The sequence below is a fragment of the Arthrobacter sp. NicSoilB8 genome (assembly GCF_019977355.1).
In the GTDB taxonomy this organism is placed as follows: Bacteria; Actinomycetota; Actinomycetes; order Actinomycetales; family Micrococcaceae; genus Arthrobacter.
This window is the reverse complement of record NZ_AP024655.1, coordinates 1,483,633-1,498,860: the sequence shown is the minus strand read 5'-3', so window position 1 is coordinate 1,498,860 and position 15,228 is coordinate 1,483,633. Positions and strand designations below refer to the sequence as shown.

Annotated in this window: 13 protein-coding genes and 2 tRNA genes; 5 read left to right on the top strand and 10 right to left on the bottom strand. The window is 68.2% G+C overall.

Annotation, left to right across the window (positions count from 1 at the left end; genetic code table 11):
- The first annotated feature begins 169 nt into the window (after positions 1-169).
- On the top strand, positions 170-577 hold the full coding sequence (locus LDO15_RS06660; RefSeq protein WP_223985243.1) for a hypothetical protein: 408 nt from the start codon (positions 170-172) through the stop codon (positions 575-577).
- A 97-nt stretch (positions 578-674) separates the two neighbouring features.
- Here LDO15_RS06660 and LDO15_RS06655 read toward each other — a convergent pair.
- The 7 genes from LDO15_RS06655 to LDO15_RS06625 all read right to left on the bottom strand — a co-directional run bounded on the left by LDO15_RS06655 (position 675) and on the right by LDO15_RS06625 (position 8,567).
- Positions 675-747 (bottom strand) — tRNA-Asn (locus LDO15_RS06655).
- Between the two features lie 136 nt (positions 748-883).
- A tRNA-Asn gene (locus LDO15_RS06650) sits at positions 884-956 on the bottom strand.
- A 53-nt stretch (positions 957-1,009) separates the two neighbouring features.
- On the bottom strand, positions 1,010-2,983 hold the full coding sequence (dnaG, locus tag LDO15_RS06645) for a DNA primase (RefSeq protein ID WP_223985241.1): 1,974 nt from the start codon (positions 2,981-2,983) through the stop codon (positions 1,010-1,012).
- 52 nt (positions 2,984-3,035) lie between these two features.
- The gene (locus LDO15_RS06640) at positions 3,036-4,325 is read right to left on the bottom strand and encodes a deoxyguanosinetriphosphate triphosphohydrolase (RefSeq protein ID WP_223985239.1); all 1,290 of its coding nucleotides are present in this window, start codon (positions 4,323-4,325) and stop codon (positions 3,036-3,038) included.
- Entirely contained in the window at positions 4,318-5,496 is a 1,179-nt protein-coding gene (gene dusB / locus LDO15_RS06635) for a tRNA dihydrouridine synthase DusB (RefSeq protein ID WP_223985236.1), read from the bottom strand. The genes LDO15_RS06640 and dusB overlap by 8 nt, the downstream gene beginning before the upstream one ends.
- A 101-nt stretch (positions 5,497-5,597) precedes the next feature.
- Positions 5,598-7,064, bottom strand: a complete 1,467-nt coding sequence (locus tag LDO15_RS06630; protein ID WP_223985234.1) for a YibE/F family protein — start codon at positions 7,062-7,064, stop codon at positions 5,598-5,600.
- 129 nt (positions 7,065-7,193) lie between these two features.
- Positions 7,194-8,567: an FAD-binding oxidoreductase gene (locus LDO15_RS06625; RefSeq protein WP_223985232.1), complete on the bottom strand. Its 1,374-nt coding sequence runs from the start codon at positions 8,565-8,567 to the stop codon at positions 7,194-7,196.
- A gap of 273 nt (positions 8,568-8,840) precedes the next feature.
- Here LDO15_RS06625 and LDO15_RS06620 point away from each other — a divergent pair, with 273 nt between their 5' ends.
- The 3 genes from LDO15_RS06620 to LDO15_RS06610 are packed head-to-tail and all read left to right on the top strand — an operon-like array spanning position 8,841 to position 11,329.
- Entirely contained in the window at positions 8,841-9,605 is a 765-nt protein-coding gene (locus LDO15_RS06620; RefSeq protein ID WP_223985230.1) for an alpha/beta fold hydrolase, read from the top strand.
- Positions 9,605-10,429 (top strand): DUF1295 domain-containing protein, encoded by an 825-nt coding sequence (locus LDO15_RS06615; RefSeq protein WP_223985226.1) that lies wholly within the window; start codon positions 9,605-9,607, stop codon positions 10,427-10,429. Before LDO15_RS06620 ends, LDO15_RS06615 begins: the two co-directional genes overlap by 1 nt.
- A gap of 60 nt (positions 10,430-10,489) precedes the next feature.
- The gene (locus tag LDO15_RS06610) at positions 10,490-11,329 is read left to right on the top strand and encodes a lysophospholipid acyltransferase family protein (RefSeq protein WP_223985223.1); all 840 of its coding nucleotides are present in this window, start codon (positions 10,490-10,492) and stop codon (positions 11,327-11,329) included.
- A gap of 99 nt (positions 11,330-11,428) precedes the next feature.
- On the opposite strand, the gene LDO15_RS06605 is transcribed toward LDO15_RS06610, so the two are convergent.
- The 3 genes from LDO15_RS06605 to LDO15_RS06595 all read right to left on the bottom strand — a co-directional run bounded on the left by LDO15_RS06605 (position 11,429) and on the right by LDO15_RS06595 (position 14,923).
- Complete coding sequence (locus LDO15_RS06605) at positions 11,429-12,448, bottom strand: GNAT family N-acetyltransferase (RefSeq protein WP_223985221.1); 1,020 nt, start codon at positions 12,446-12,448, stop codon at positions 11,429-11,431.
- A gap of 2 nt (positions 12,449-12,450) precedes the next feature.
- Positions 12,451-13,836 carry a glycine--tRNA ligase gene (locus LDO15_RS06600; protein WP_223985219.1) on the bottom strand — a complete coding sequence of 462 codons (1,386 nt, stop codon included), beginning with the start codon at positions 13,834-13,836 and terminating at the stop codon, positions 12,451-12,453.
- Positions 13,837-13,957: 121 nt separating this feature from the next.
- Positions 13,958-14,923: a DMT family transporter gene (locus tag LDO15_RS06595; protein WP_223985217.1), complete on the bottom strand. Its 966-nt coding sequence runs from the start codon at positions 14,921-14,923 to the stop codon at positions 13,958-13,960.
- A gap of 33 nt (positions 14,924-14,956) precedes the next feature.
- On the opposite strand from LDO15_RS06595, the gene LDO15_RS06590 reads away from it, so the two are divergent.
- On the top strand, positions 14,957-15,193 hold the full coding sequence (locus LDO15_RS06590) for an RNA-binding S4 domain-containing protein (RefSeq protein ID WP_223985215.1): 237 nt from the start codon (positions 14,957-14,959) through the stop codon (positions 15,191-15,193).
- The last annotated feature ends 35 nt before the right edge of the window (positions 15,194-15,228 follow it).

Sequence of the window (15,228 nt, the reverse complement as noted above, 5' to 3'; positions counted from 1 at the left end):
ACACAGGCACAGACACGGCGCACTGCGGGCACAGGCACAGGCACAGGCACAGGGTGCGGGCACGAGCCCAGGCTCGGGGCGGGAGGCGCGCGGGTCGGGGCCCGGGGCGCGGGGTGCCCGGCCCCGGCGCACCCTGTTCGACGTCCGCGGCGGGCGATAAAGTTGTTTTATGCCCGATTGGCAGGAACCCCAGCCTCTCCCGGCCACGTGGCAGCGGTGCGACGACGGAATCCTGCCCCTGTGGTGGGATCGTCTGTGCAGTCAGACCAGCCAGCAGTCGGCCGCCATGTATGCCGCCGGCCTGTTTACCGAGGACCGCCGCCGCCCGATTGCCCAGTGGTACAACCCCGCGTATGACTCCGCCCTCCTGGTGGCCCCGGAGACCTCCCCGGAGTGGCCGGTCCAGCGGTTCGGCATCTTTTACGCTCCCCCGGGCGCCGGCTTCACGCAGGTGCATTCGGCGCCGCACGAATGGCACCCGCGCGAGCCGCGAAAGTCCCCGACTGAGCGGGAGGCGTTCGAGGCCGCGGTGGCCGAGGCCCAACGCTTCCTGCAGGTGGAAATGTATTTCGTCTGAGGCCCGGCCAATGAAGGGCCCCGGCTCCTGAACGGGCCTTGATCGGGACAAGAAAAAGGTCCCGCGGCTGGTTTTCACCGGCCGCGGGACCTGTCCGCTCCTCCTGCTGGACTTGAACCAGCAACCCTTCGATTAACAGTCGAATGCTCTGCCAATTGAGCTAAGGAGGAATGAAGCAGGTATGACATTAGCAAAGGATTTGCCGGTAGGGAAATCGGTCGCGGAACCAGCGCCGGCGCGGCCCAAAATACCCCCTCCGGGTATAAAAAAGTCCCCGTTCCGGAAACCCGGAACGGGGACTGTGCGCTCCTCCTGCTGGACTTGAACCAGCAACCCTTCGATTAACAGTCGAATGCTCTGCCAATTGAGCTAAGGAGGAATGAAGCGGGTATAAGCCTAGCAAACACCGGCCCGGGAAACGAAATCGGCGGCTCAGGCGTCCGAGCGCAGTGACCTCCGCTGCATCTCCAACTGCATGAGTTCGCGATTCAGCCGCTGGAAATCCTCGGGATCGGCCGAGGCGTCCAGACGCTGGAGCTGGCCCATCTTCTCGGCCTTCACCCGGGTGATCTGGAGTTCGAACAGGCGGGCCAGAATGTCCCGACAGTAGCGCAGGACACCTTCGGGCGTGCTGGCGGGCAGGGGCACCACGGCGAGTTCCGACACGAGCGGACGCAGCGGCTCAGGGACCTCCTGCAGGAGCTGCTCCACCCAGCGCACCGGATCCCCGGCGAACGCGAGTCCGGTGGCCCGGATGGCCTCGTGGATGGCGAGGTAGGCGGGCGTGGAGAAGCGCGCCTCCGAGAAACGCTCCCACGTCTCGCCCTCGAGTATGCCGGGTTCCTGCAGGGCGACCTCGAGCGCCTGGCGCTCCATCGCTGCGACGGGGTCCCGCGGATCAGGCCGGTTGAAGGACGGCAGAACGGCCGACGCCGGCAAGGGGGCAACGCCCGGGCCGGGGCCCGGAATGCCGCGGCCGGAACCGGCATAGCCCTGCCCGGTCCCTTGGCTGCTCCCCTGCCGCGTCCCTTGGCCGTGGCCCGTGTTGCCGCCAGAAGCGGCCGATGCAGGCTGTGCCGCGCGCTTGGCGGCCACTCCGACAGCCCGGTTGACTTCCTCGACCGGCATGCCCAGCCAGCCGGCCAGTTCGCGGGCGTAGGCCGGGCGGATGCCGGCGTCGCGGATCTGTGCCACCACGGGCGCGGATTCGCGCAGGGCCGCGATCCGGCCCTCGACGGTGTCCAGGTTGTGGCGTTTGAGGGTGGCGCGGATGGCGAACTCGAACAGCGGGCGGCGGGTCCCGATCAAGTCCCGGACCGCGGAATCGCCCTTGGACTGGCGGAGTTCGCAGGGGTCCGCGCCGCTGGGTTCCACGGCCACGAAGGTTTGCGCGACGAAGCGCTGGTCTTCCTCGAAGGCGCGCAGTGCCGCTTTCTGGCCGGCGGCGTCGCCGTCGAAGGTGAAGATGACCTCTCCCCCGCTGCCGTCGTCGGAGAGCAGCCGGCGCGCGATCTTGATGTGCTCGGTGCCGAAGGCGGTGCCGCACGTGGCTACCGCGGTGGGTATGCCGGCCAGGTGGCAGGCCATGACGTCCGTATAGCCTTCCACCACCACAAGTTGTCGGTCCTTGGCGATGTTGCGCTTGGCGAGATCAATCCCGTAGAGGACCTGGGACTTCTTGTACAGCGCGGTTTCGGGAGTGTTCAGGTATTTCGGGCCTTGGTCATCCTCATACAGCTTGCGAGCGCCGAAGCCGATGGTCTCGCCCGCGATGTCCCGGATGGGCCAGATCAGCCGGCCGCGGAAGCGGTCGTAGATCCCCCGCCCGCCTTCAGAGAACATGCCGGTCAGCTTCAGCTCGGCATCGGTGTAGCCGCGTCCGCGGAGGTGCTTGAGCAGCGAGTCCCAGCCCTGCGGGGCATAGCCCACGCCGAACTGCTCCGCCGCCTCACGGTCGAAGCCGCGTCCGTAGAGGAAGTTGCGGCCCTCCGCGGCGCCGGGAGTCAGCAGCTGGGCGCGGAAGAACTCGTCGGCCACTTTGTGCGCGTCCAGCAGCCGCTGGCGGCGGCCGATGTCTTCCCGGTTGGGTCCGGAGCCGCCGTCCTCGTAGTGGAGCTCGAAGCCGATCCGGTGGGCCAGCTTTTCGACGGCCTCGTGGAAGGAGATGTGGTCCAGCTTCTGGACGAAGGAAATGACGTCGCCGTCCTCGCCACAGCCGAAGCAGTGGTACCGGCCCACCTGGGGCCGCACGGTAAAGGACGGTGAGCGCTCGTCGTGGAAGGGGCACAGGCCCTTGTAGGACCCCAGCCCGGCTCCCTTGAGCGTCACGTAGCCGTCGACGACTTCCTTGATGTCCGTGCGCTGGCGTACTTCATCGATGTCTTCACGTTTGATCAGGCCAGCCACAGTGCCATCCTAGTCCCCGGGTACGACGCCGACCGGCCGGCTATGGTGGCCGTCACCACAGCGACGGCAGGCTGCCCACGAGACGCTCGTACATGGCCAGCGCCGAGCCGTCCGTCAGCGACGCGACCTGGTCGATCACGACGCGCAGCCGCGCGGCGTCGTCGGCCGCGTCGAGCCAGTCGGCGGCGAACATCGGTTCCAGATGGCGGTCCTCCGTGGCGCTCAGCGCGGTGACGAGGGCGTGCAGAACCTCCCGCTGGCGTTCGTAGATGGGCTGGCGGTGCTCGGTGGTCATAACGAACGTGGTGGCCAGGCCCTTCATCACCGCGATTTCCATGACGGTCTCATCCGGAACGATCAGCTCCGCGTTGTAGCGGGTCAGGTTTTCCGGGCCGTAGACGGCGCGCGTGGCCTCGAGCGCGCTCTGGCAGAACCGGCCGATGAGCTGGCTGGTCATGTCCTTGAGCGCAGCCATGGCCTTGCGGCTTCCGTCGGCCTCGCGCACCCAGACGTTCGTGGCCTCCAGCCGGCCCAGCGCTGCGTCGATCGCGGCCGGGTCGTTGTGCGGCAAGTACCACTGTTTGGCGTAGCCGACGACGCGGGCACGGTGGTCCGGGTTGTCCATCCAGCGCAGCTGGAAATGGCCCGCGACGATCGCGTCCTCGACGTCGTGCACGGAGTAGGAGATGTCATCCGCCAGGTCCATGACCTGCGCTTCGAGGCAGGACCGGCGTTCCGGGGCGGCCTCACGGATCCAGTCGAAGATGGGGAGGTCGTCCTCGTAGGCGCCGAACTTGCTGGTCCGCTCCCCGTGGATGACGGGCGCGTTCACGGCGGACCACGGGTATTTGGCGGCTGCATCCAGGCTCGCCCGGGTCAGGTTCAGGCCGGCCGGCCTGCCGTCGGGGGCGAGGACCTTGGGCTCCAGCCGGGTCAGGAGCCGCAGGGTCTGGGCGTTTCCTTCGAAGCCGCCGATTGCGTGGGCCACCTCGTTGAGGGCCGCTTCCCCGTTGTGGCCGAAGGGCGGGTGGCCGAGGTCGTGGCTGAGGCATGCGGTGTCCACGACGTCGGGATCGCAGCCGAGGGCGCGGCCGAGTTCGCGGCCCACCTGGGCCACTTCCAGGCTGTGCGTAAGCCGGGTCCGGACGAAGTCGTCCGTGTCCGGGGCCACCACCTGCGTCTTCGCGCCGAGCCGGCGCAGCGCCGAGGAGTGCAGGACCCGCGCGCGGTCACGTTCGAAGTCCGAACGGTACGTGCTTTTGGGCGGCTCTTCGACCCACCGGGCGGAGTCGCGGGAGGTGTAGCCGTCCAGGACGGGGGCGGTGGTCCGGGTCTCAGCCACCGGAGACGTCCAGTTCGGCGAAGGAGATGTCCCGGGTCTGCTCGTCATCCAGTGTCCGGTTCAGGAGCCAGTCCTTGGGCAGGGCGGGTTTCTTGGGCGAGCCGGCGCGGCCGCGCGGGCCCTCGGCGTCGCCGCCCGGGTATGGCGATTCAAGGTCCAGCTGGTCCAGCGTCGCGCGGAGCACCTCGAGGCTCGTGACAAGGGCCAGCTTGGTCCGCAGTTCGCTGCCGACCACGTAGCCCTTGAAGTACCAGGCCATGTGCTTGCGGATCTCGCGCAGGGCCTTGCCCTCGTCCCCGAACGTCTCGACCATGAGCTCGGCATGACGGTACACGCTTTCAGCCACCTGTCCCAGATCCGGCCGGTGCCGCTGGTCGCTGCCTTCGAACGCGGCCATGAGATCGCCGAACAGCCACGGCCGGCCCTGGCAGCCGCGTCCGACGACGACGCCGTCGACACCCGTTTCACGGACCATCCGGACCGCATCCTCAGCGGACCAGATGTCTCCGTTGCCGAGGACGGGGATGTCCGGGAGCGCCTCGCGCAGCCGGGCTATGGCGGACCAGTCGGCCTGGCCGGAATAGAACTGGGCGGCCGTGCGGCCGTGGAGGGCGACGGCGGCGACACCGGAATCGCGGGCGATCCGGCCGGCGTCGAGGTACGTCAGGTGGTCCTCGTCGATGCCCTTGCGCATCTTGATGGTCAGCGGAATATTGCCCTTCGAGGCTTCCTTGACGGCCGTCTGGACGATCGAGGTGAAAAGGTCGATCTTCCAGGGCAGGGCCGAGCCGCCGCCACGCCGGGTGACTTTGGGGACGGGGCAGCCGAAGTTGAGGTCGATGTGGTCCGCCCGGTCCTCCTCGACCAGCATCCGCACGGCCTGGCCGACGGTCACGGGGTCCACACCGTAGAGCTGGACGGACCGGACTTTCTCGTCGTCGTCGTGCGAAATGATGCGCAGCGACTCCGGCGTGCGTTCCACGAGGGCGCGCGAGGTGACCATCTCGGCCACATACAAGCCGCCGCCGTATTCGCGGCACAGCCTGCGGAAGGCAGAGTTGGTGATGCCCGCCATGGGAGCCAGGATCACGGGGGTGTCCACGGTGATCGGACCCAGCTTCAGGGGCGGGAGTTCCAGCTTGGGGGCGGGAGGGGTTGCTACAACAGTCACCCGACCATTGTCTCAAAGACGGGCAAATCGGTCCGATCCCGCCCGAGCTATGTGGAAATGTCCGGCCGGGCGGGAATGCCCGGGTGTCGCCGAACCCCGTGTCAGCCCCGCAGGGCGGCACGCCGTCCGCGGCGCGTGGCAGGCCCGGCGCCGCCCGATTCGGTCCCTTCGGTCGCGCCGGTCCCGTCGGATTCCCCGCTCCCGGACCCGCCCCCTCCGGACGCGCCGTCTGCGGGCCGCGGCCTGGCCGGTCCGGACCCGCCGCCGACGCCGGCGAGCGCCGGCACGGGAACTGCGGGCCGGCCGTTGCCCCCGGCTCCCTTGATTCCGGTGGCCTTGACCACCAGCACGGCGATGAGGGTGGTGACAGGCACGGCCAGAACGAGTCCAACGGAGCCGACGAGGGTGCGGATGACTTCCTCGGATAGTTCGGCGCTGGTGAGGGCGTCCCCGAGCGGACGTTCGTAGAGCATGACGAGAATCAGGACCGGCAGGGCCGCGCCGGCGTAGGCAAACGCGATGGTGTAGACCGTGGAGGCGATGTGGTCGCGGCCGATTCGCATGGCGGAGGCGAAGAGCTGCCGGGCACTGGTTTCGGGGGCGAGTTCCCACAGTTCCCAGACGGCCGATGACTGCGTGATGGTGACGTCGTTCAGGACGCCAAGGCCGGAAATGATCAGCCCGCACAGGATGATGCCGGAGATCGAGATGTTGTCCGAAATGTTGGTGAGCGTGGCGGCGTCGTGGCTGCCCACGCCGGCGAGGTTCGCGGCGTCGGTGGCCCAGGCCGCCAGGAGCGAGGTGATGGCGAGGCCGAACATCGTCCCGAGCAGCGCCGTCGACGTCCGGGCGGAGAAGCCGTGGGCGAAGTAGAGCACCCCGATCATGATCACCGTGGACCCCACAAGCGCCAGGAGCAGCGGCGGCTTCCCCTCGACGAGCCCGGGCAGCATGAACGAGACGAGCACGACGTAGGCCCCGACCAGACCGATCAGCGCCCGCAGGCCGCGCCAGCGCGCCACCGCAATCACGACGACGGCGTAGAGCAAGGCCAGAAAGATAATGGGAAGCGTCCGGACAAAGTCGACGAAGACGTAGGCGGGCGAGCCCTGGCCGGCGGACGCGCCCTGTGCCTTGGACAGGTTCAGGTAGCGGATGTTGTCCCCGGGTTTCACTCCGTGGGATTTCGCGATGTCAGGGTTGATGACGACTTTCACCGGGTTGCCGCCCTTGTCCGGCTCGGTGTAGGCGAACGTGCATTGCGAGCCCTCCTGCGGGGGCTGCGCGGTGGCGTCGCCGCTTGTCTGGGCATCCGAGCAGCTGCCGACGACGACGCGCTGGATCTTGCCGGTGTCAAATGTCACGCCGGGGGCAGCCGCGTAGGGGCTGGCCAGTTTGATGCCGTCCTTGCTGCCCGACGGCCACAGCATGGCCATGGCCGCCAGGGTCAGCAGCGTCAGCGGGATCAGGATGGCGGCCAGGATCCAGTTGGCCTTCTTCCGCGCCGCCAGCATGCGGGGTGTCGGCTCGACGTCCTCGGTGTGGGAGTGCGAGTGTCCGGCGCCCATCAGCAGTTCAACCTCATCCGAAAACTTTACGTCGTGGGCCGGACCGTTCCGGACGGATGACGCCGCGCTCCCTTCTCGGCGGAAGCCCGGGCGCCGTCCTCCCGGCGCAGCGCAAGCCTTGGGCACAACCTACGCGGGCGCGATGTTCTGGTTCACATGGAAGAGGTTCTGCGGATCGTACTTGGCTTTGACCTCCCTCAGCCGCTGATAGTTCGGTCCGTAGTTTTCCGCGACGCGGGACGTGTCGTCACCGTCCATGAAGTTGATGTAGCCGCCGGGCGCCGAATAGGGCCGCAGCGCGGCAGCGTAGTCACGCACCCAGGCGATGTTTGCTTCGTTGTCCGCGGCGTCCATCCATTGCGCCGCGATCACGGGCGAAAACTTCACGTTCCGGTTGGCGAACGCCGTGTCCGTGGCGCCCACCTGCTGGACGGCACCATCGATGGGGTAGAGGTGTACGGCGGTTTGCACGCTGGGGACCTTGCTGCCGTGTTCGATGTGCGCGGCGATTGCACCGTCATTGAGTTCCGCCAGAAAATCAGCTTTCCAGTAGGCCTGCATGCCCGGGGGCTGCAGCGGGTCGAATGCGCTGTTCAAGACGGGGTACGGCATTGGCGCCACCATGGATCCCGCCGCGGGCGCGACGTCCAGGAACGGCTGCCACCGTGCCGGCCCTTCCGCCAGATCGCCGGTCCACATCCCCACAATGACGCACACAGGCTTGCCATGCCACTCCTCGGGCAGGAATGGCACCGGCGGGCCCTGATGAAAGCCCAGGAACGCCCCGAACTCGCCGGGGGCGGAGGCCATGTGGTCCCGATAAAACTGTGCCACCGTCTCCGCATGCTCGATGGGGTAAATGATGATCCCGGCGTGGACCATGTCCACGGGATGCATCCGGTACTCGAATGACGTCACGACGCCGAAGTTCCCGCCGCCGCCGCGCAGCGCCCAGAACAGGTCCTCGTTCTGGTTTTCGCTGGCGGTCAGGAACTTTCCCTCTGCCGTGACGACGTCGGCCGAGAGGAGGTTGTCGCAACTGAGCCCATGTTTCCTGGACAGGTAGCCAATGCCGCCGCCGAGGGTCAGCCCGGCGATGCCGGTCGAGCCGACAATGCCGCCAGGAGTTGCCAGCCCGAAGGCATGGGTCGCGTGGTTGAAGTCAGCCCAGGTTGCCCCGGCCTCCGCGCGCGCCGTTGCTGCTGCGGGATCGACCCGCACGCCCCTGGTGCCTGAGAAGTCGATGACCAGGGCGTCATCCCACGTGCCAAAGCCCGGGGCGCTGTGCCCCCCGCCTCGGACCGCTAAATCCAGCGAGTTGTCGCGGGCGAAGTGGACGCTGGCGATGACGTCCGCCACCTGGGATACCCGGACCACTGCTGCCGGCCGCTTGTCGATCATGCCGTTAAAGACCGCACGCGCCGCGTCGTACCCGGCGTCGCCGGGCGTGATGATCTGCCCGCGCACTTGCTCCCGCAGGCTATCCAAAGATATTGCGTTCATTATTATTTGCACCGTCGATTTCGTCGTGAGATTCAACCCGGACGGTTCTCTGCGCTCCCAGCCGGCATGACGCCCGGAGATTTACGTGCCTATGCCTACTCTTTCCGTATTCCCCCGTCAAGGGCACCGTCAAATGCACGGGCGCTGGCCGCACCCATCGCGGGGGGCGCCGGCTCCGAATCCACACTAGGCACCGACGGCCTTGACGGGCGGCGGCTGCAACCTAGGGTTGGTTATTGACGGACGAAGGACTGGAAGGACACACGCGTGGCCATGCGTAAACTAGACGACCGCGAACCTGAGGCGGGCCGTTCCGGACCGGCCGCCAAAGCCGTGCTGACCATTGCCGGGGCGGCCGGGGAGACCCGCGGTGTCGCCTTGGTCCTGCACGGCGGACGAGCGGACAGCTTCGATCCTGTCCGCGGCCGGCACCTGAGCCCTGCCCGGATGCTGCCCTTCGCCCGGGCGCTGAACCGGCAGGGCGGCCCGCACGGGCTGGCCGTCTGGACGCTGCGCAACCGGTACCGGGGATGGAACGGGGAGGACATGTCCCCGGTGCAGGATGCCCGCTGGGCGCTGGCCCGGATCAACCGCGAACATCCCGGCGTGCCGGTGTATCTTCTGGGCCACTCCATGGGCGGCCTCACCGCACTGTGCGTGGCAGACGATGCGCAGGTCGACGCTGTCGTGGCGCTGGCCCCCTGGCTCAATCACGAAACGCCGGTCGAACCCGTGGCCGGCCGCCGGATTTTGATCGTCCACGGCACCGACGACCGCTGGACCAGCCCGGCCAACTCACTGGACTATGCCCGGCGGGCCGACGGCGTCGCCGCCACCGTTGACTACGTCTCCCTCAAGGGTGCGGGCCATTTCATGTTCCGCCGGGTGGCGCTATGGAACTCGCTGGCTGACGGCTTCATCCTGGACGCCTTCGGCGAGGCCACGGGAGCCGACGTCTCCGGCGCCACGAACACCTTACGCAGCGCATTGCGCGGCCCCCTGTCTGCGGCCGGAACGCGCATGCCGGTGGTGCTGTGATGCCGCCGTTCCCGCTTGATGCCTTCCTCGCCAGCCTGCCGTGGGTCATCGCCGGCCTCATCGTTCTGCTGGCAGTGACCTTCGCGGTTGCCGTGCGGCAGAACCGGCACTCCGTGATCGACACCGTCTGGGGCCTTGGCTTCGTGGTGGTAGCCGTCATCTCCTGGGTGCTGTCTGCCGGACACGGCGACGCCGGCCGCCGCCTGCTGCTGCTGGCCCTCGTCGCGGTGTGGGGCGTCCGCCTCGCGGTCCACATCGGGGTCCGAGCACGCGGCGGCCACGAGGACCCGCGCTATGTAGACATGCTCTCCGCGGCACCCGGATCACGCAACGTCTACGCCCTGCGGCGGGTCTATCTGCCCCAGGGAGTTGTGATGTTCTTCGTCTCGCTCACCATCCAAGTGGGAATGTTCGCCACCGGCGCCCTGGGCTGGCTGGCGGTCCTCGGCGTCTTGCTCTGGATCCTTGGCTTTGTGTTCGAGACAGTCGGTGACTGGCAGTTGACGCAGTTCAAGGCCGATCCCGCCCGGCGCGGCACCGTCCTGAACACCGGCCTGTGGCGTTACACCCGCCACCCGAACTACTTCGGCGACGCCGCCGTCTGGGCGGGCATTTTCCTGGTTGCCGCCGATTCGTGGCCCGGCGTCCTGACCATCCTGTCCCCCGTGCTGATGATCTGGGCGCTGGCGGGCCGGACCGGGAAACCCCTGACGGAAAAGGCCATGTCCGCGCGGCCCGGGTACAAGGAATACATCGAATCCACCTCCGGCTTCCTGCCTTTGCCGCCCCGGCGGCGCGCAGGCGGGCGGACCGGCGGGCACTGACATGGAACACGCTGGACCTCCAGGCCCCGACATGACAGGCCCCTCCGCCAAGGACCTGGCATGAACTGGCGGCCGCCGCCCAGCGACCGCTTCTACCGGTCAATCGTCCGCACGGGGCTCGCGCTGCGCTGGCTGTTTCGGATCCGTGTCCTCGTCACGGGCCGGGAGAACCTGCCGCAACCCGCGCCGCCCCAAGCTTCCCGCGGCCCGTCCCGTCCGGTGGTGCCCGGCCAGGGCGCGGTGGTCGCAATCACGCACTTCGGCTACCTCGACTTTGCCTTCGCGGAGATGCTGCTGTGGTGGCACAACCGCGCCCAGATGCGCTTCCTCATCACCCAGGGTGCCGCGGACCATTGGTTTGCCGGACCCGCGGTCAGCGCCGCCGGACATGTCGTGGTGGGATACGGATCGGGGGCGCACGCCTACGACGCCGCAGTTGCCCGGTTGAAGGCGGGCGAGTACATCGCCATCCTCCCCGAGGCCGGCGTCAGCCGCAGCTTCACGGTGCGCGAGTGCAAGACCGGAGCCGTGCGGATGGCCTCCGAGGCCGGCGTGCCGATCATCCCGGTCTCCATCTGGGGCGCGCACCGGCTGATGACCCGCCACCACAGATTCTCGCCCCGGCGCGCCTGGCGCGCCCCGGTCCGCATCCACGTCGGCGAGCCGATCCTTCCGGGTTCGCTCCCGGACCCGGCGCAGGACGCCCAGCCGGCCACCGCCCGACTGGCCGGGATCCTCCAGCACGGGATCGACGTCGGGATCGCGGACTTCCCCCTGCAACCGGGCCCCGGGGCCTGGTGGATGCCCGCCGGGCTTGGCGGCGGCGCCCCGACGGAGCAGGAGCGGCGCCGGCTCGACGAGGCCGACGGTCCGCGGCGCGCGGACGCACGGCGCCGATAGCCCCGGCTTAACCCAACTGACTCGCAGCAGGGGCCGTTTTGACGCTTCATAACGGCCCCTGCTGCGAGTCAGTTGGGGGCGACTCAGTTGGCTTGAGACTCAGGCGGGGTCCGAGACGACGAGCGTTTCGGAGCCCTGGACGTGAGCCTTGCCGCTTTCGAGCAGCGGTTCGACGACGGCGCGCAGCGCGGCCATCGCGTCGTCCAGTTCCAGCATCACCGGGTGCTGGTAGGCGATCAGGGCCAGCAGATCCCGCACGGCGGCGCGGGCCTCATCCTCGCCAAGCTTGGGCTCGTGGCCCAGGAACACCTCGGTGGGCTCGGACGAGCCGGCCGCCGCGACACTGTCAGCCCCGGCGGCATCGGAGCCGGCCCCGGGGGTTCCCTGGGCGTAGCTGATGGCGAAGCCCTCCAGCCGGCCCTTCCGGCTCGCCGCGATGCCGTGCCCGAAGGCGCTGGCCTTGGGCGCCCGCAACACGATCGCGCCGTGGGCGCCGCTGAGGTCATCCAGGAACAATCGCTGCACCGTGGCCACGCTCAACTCCCCCGGACTGTCCCAGTTGTGCACGGCGGTGTAATAGCGGCCCACGACATCGCTGAGCTCCACCGAGCCCGTGGCGAGGTCTTCGACTTGGTCGGTGGCCGCCGACTCGGACCCGTCGCCGAACACCGGCAGTTTGAGCGGCGCCGGATCAACGACGACGAGGCGGGAGCGCTGGATAGGGACCAGGCCCGCGGCCTCGGCAAACGCCGCCCCGGGGGTGCCCGGCTCCACCTTGCAGCGCAGCTTGGACACGCCCGACGGCGACTGGGCGGCCTCATGCCGCAGCATGGTCAGCAGCGTGGATCCGATGCCGGTGCGCCGGTGGTCCCGGGCGACCTCGATATACGCCCAGAGCCGTTCCGGATGCAGCGAGGCCTCGTGGACTACGGCGGCCGCCACGGGAATCGCGACGCCGTCAACGACGTCCTCGGCCACGATGCAGCGCCGCCACGGGGCATTGCCTGAGGGCGCCAGCGTGCCGCGGAACTGGCCGGCCTGCACCGTCTCCGGTCCGCCCCAGATTTCCAGCAGCGCGAGGTCGTCGCCCTCCCGCCATTCTCGGTATGCGATGGCCATGATCAGGCCCCGATCAGCCGCGCGGCCAGGTAGCCCTCCACCTTGTCCAGGGACACGCGGTCCTGGCTCATGGTGTCGCGTTCGCGAATGGTGACGGCCTGGTCCTCAAGGGTGTCGAAGTCCACGGTGATGCAGAACGGGGTGCCGATCTCGTCCTGGCGGCGGTAGCGGCGGCCGATGGCGCCGGCGTCGTCGAACTCGATGTTCCAACTCTTGCGCAGCTGGGCGGCGAGGTCCTTGGCCTTCGGGGACAGGTCCTCGTTGCGGCTCAGCGGCAGCACGGCCGCCTTCACCGGGGCCAGGCGCGGGTCGAGCCTGAGCACGGTGCGGATGTCCACTCCGCCCTTGGCGTTGGGGGCCTCGTCCTCGGTGTAGGCATCGATCATGAAGGCCATGAACGAGCGGGTGAGGCCGGCGGCCGGTTCGATCACGTACGGGATGTAGCGCTCGTTGGTGGCCTGGTTGAAGTAGCTCAGGTCCGCGCCGGAGGCTTTGGCGTGCGTGGAGAGGTCAAAGTCGGTGCGGTTGGCGATGCCTTCGAGCTCGCCCCACTCCGAGCCCTGGAAGCCGAAGCGGTACTCGATGTCCGTGGTGCCCTTGGAGTAGTGGCTGAGCTTCTCCAGCGGGTGCTCGAAGAAACGCAGGTTCTCCTCCCGGATGCCCAGGCCCGTGTACCAGGACATGCGTTCCTTCATCCAGTACTCATGCCACTGCTCGTCGGTGCCGGGCTCGACAAAGAATTCCATCTCCATCTGCTCGAACTCGCGGGTGCGGAAGATGAAGTTGCCCGGCGTGATCTCGTTGCGGAACGACTTGCCGATCTGGCCGATGCCGAACGGCGGCTTCTTCCGCGAGGTGGTCAGGACGTTGCTGAAGTTCACGAATATGCCCTGGGCCGTTTCGGGCCGCAGGTAGTGCAGGCCTTCCTCGCTGGCGACGGGGCCAAGGTAGGTCTTGAGCAGGCCGGAGAATTCGTGCGGCTCCGTCCACTGGCCGCGGGTTCCGCAGTTGGCGCAGGCGATGTCCTTGAGGCCGTTCTCGGCCGGACGGCCCTTCTTCTCCTCGTACTCTTCTTCGAGGTGGTCCGCGCGGTAGCGCTTGTGGCAGGACAGGCATTCCACCAGCGGGTCGGAGAAGACATCGACGTGGCCGGAGGCTTCCCAGACCTGGCGGGGCAGAATGACGGAGGAATCGAGGCCTACGACGTCTTCGCGGCCGCGGACCACGGACTGCCACCACTGGCGCTTGATGTTTTCCTTGAGCTCGGCGCCGAGGGGCCCGTAATCCCAGGCAGAGCGGGAGCCACCATAGATTTCACCGGCCTGGAAAACGAATCCCCGTCGCTTGGCGAGGGAAATGATCTGGTCGAGGACGGATTTTGCTGCCATGGGAACTCCAATTTCTACAGGGCCGCTGGGTGCGGTCCGCGGTGTCAGCCCCGGGTCACCGGCTGGTTGCCGGACGGGGTGATACGAACAGTGCGATGCAAGCTCCAAGCCTACCGGGCCGCTACCGCTTCAGCGCGCCCCGGGGCCAGGGCAGGGTGGCCAGGATGATGGCGCCGAGCGTGAGCAGGGTGCCGAGGACAGTGGGGAGGGCGACGACGGTGCCCGGCACCGGGAATATCAGGTCCAGTCCGAGGGAGCCCAGCAGCTGCCCGGCGATCATCCCGAGGCCGGTGACCAGCACGCCCAGGCTGCGGACCAGGAGGGCGCCGACGCCGATGAAGATGCAGCCGAGCGGGCCGCCCAGGTAGTACCACCACTGTGCCGGGAGGGGGTTACCGGCGCCGGCCACGGCGAGTTTGACCAGCCAGGCCGCCCACAGCAGGGCGGCTCCGGCGATGAAGTTCACTAACGTCGCGGCGATCGGGGATCCGTAATGCACGGTGGCTGTGCCGTTCATGGCCTGCTGGAAACTCATCAGGAACCCTGCCAGTACCGGCAGCAGAACGGGAAGAAGGAGCTGCAGCCCGGTTTCCCCGGCGCTGAACCGGGGCGACACGGCCCACGCGACGGCGGCGACGGTCAGCACGCTGCCCAGCACGCGGATGCCGGTGATGGGCCGTTTGCCCGCGGGGCCGATCCCCATCCGGTCCACGAGCAGGCCGCTGAGGGTCTGCCCCGTCACGGCGGCCACGGTGAAGAGGGCCACACCGAGCACTGCAACGGTGAAGGACTGGGCGAAGACGAAGAGCGCCCCGATGCAGCCGGCCAGGACGTAGTAGGGCGGAAACTGCCGTTCCCGCACGGCCGGGAGGATCCGAGCCAGCCCGGCCCTGCCTTTCGGCAGCGCCAGGGAAATGACCACCATCACCGCCAATCCGGTACTGAAGCTGACGACGGCGGCGGCGATTCCGTCCCCCAGCGCAACGCCGAGGGCGCCGTTGATCCGGCCCTGGAGCGGTATGAACAACCCCGCCGCGATGGCCATGGGCAGCCCCGCGATGAGCGGTAGCCGGGGTGTGTGGGTCATTGGTGCCACCTTTGGTCAGGCATCATTGCCTATATGAGCAATCCGGAATTCGAAGACATCATCATCCGCGACAGCATGATCCGGCTGGGCCAGCTCCTGAAGCTCGCGAACCTGGTCGAGGACGGTGTGGAGGCCGCGGACCTGATCAAGAACGGGCTGGTCAAGGTCAACGGCGAAATCGACGAGCGCCGGGGCCGCCAGCTGCACGACGGCGACACCGTCACCGTGAACGGCCAGACCGTGCGGATCAGCGCGCCCCCGGCCGCCTGACAGCGGCGCCTCTGACGGCGGCACCCGCGCGCCGC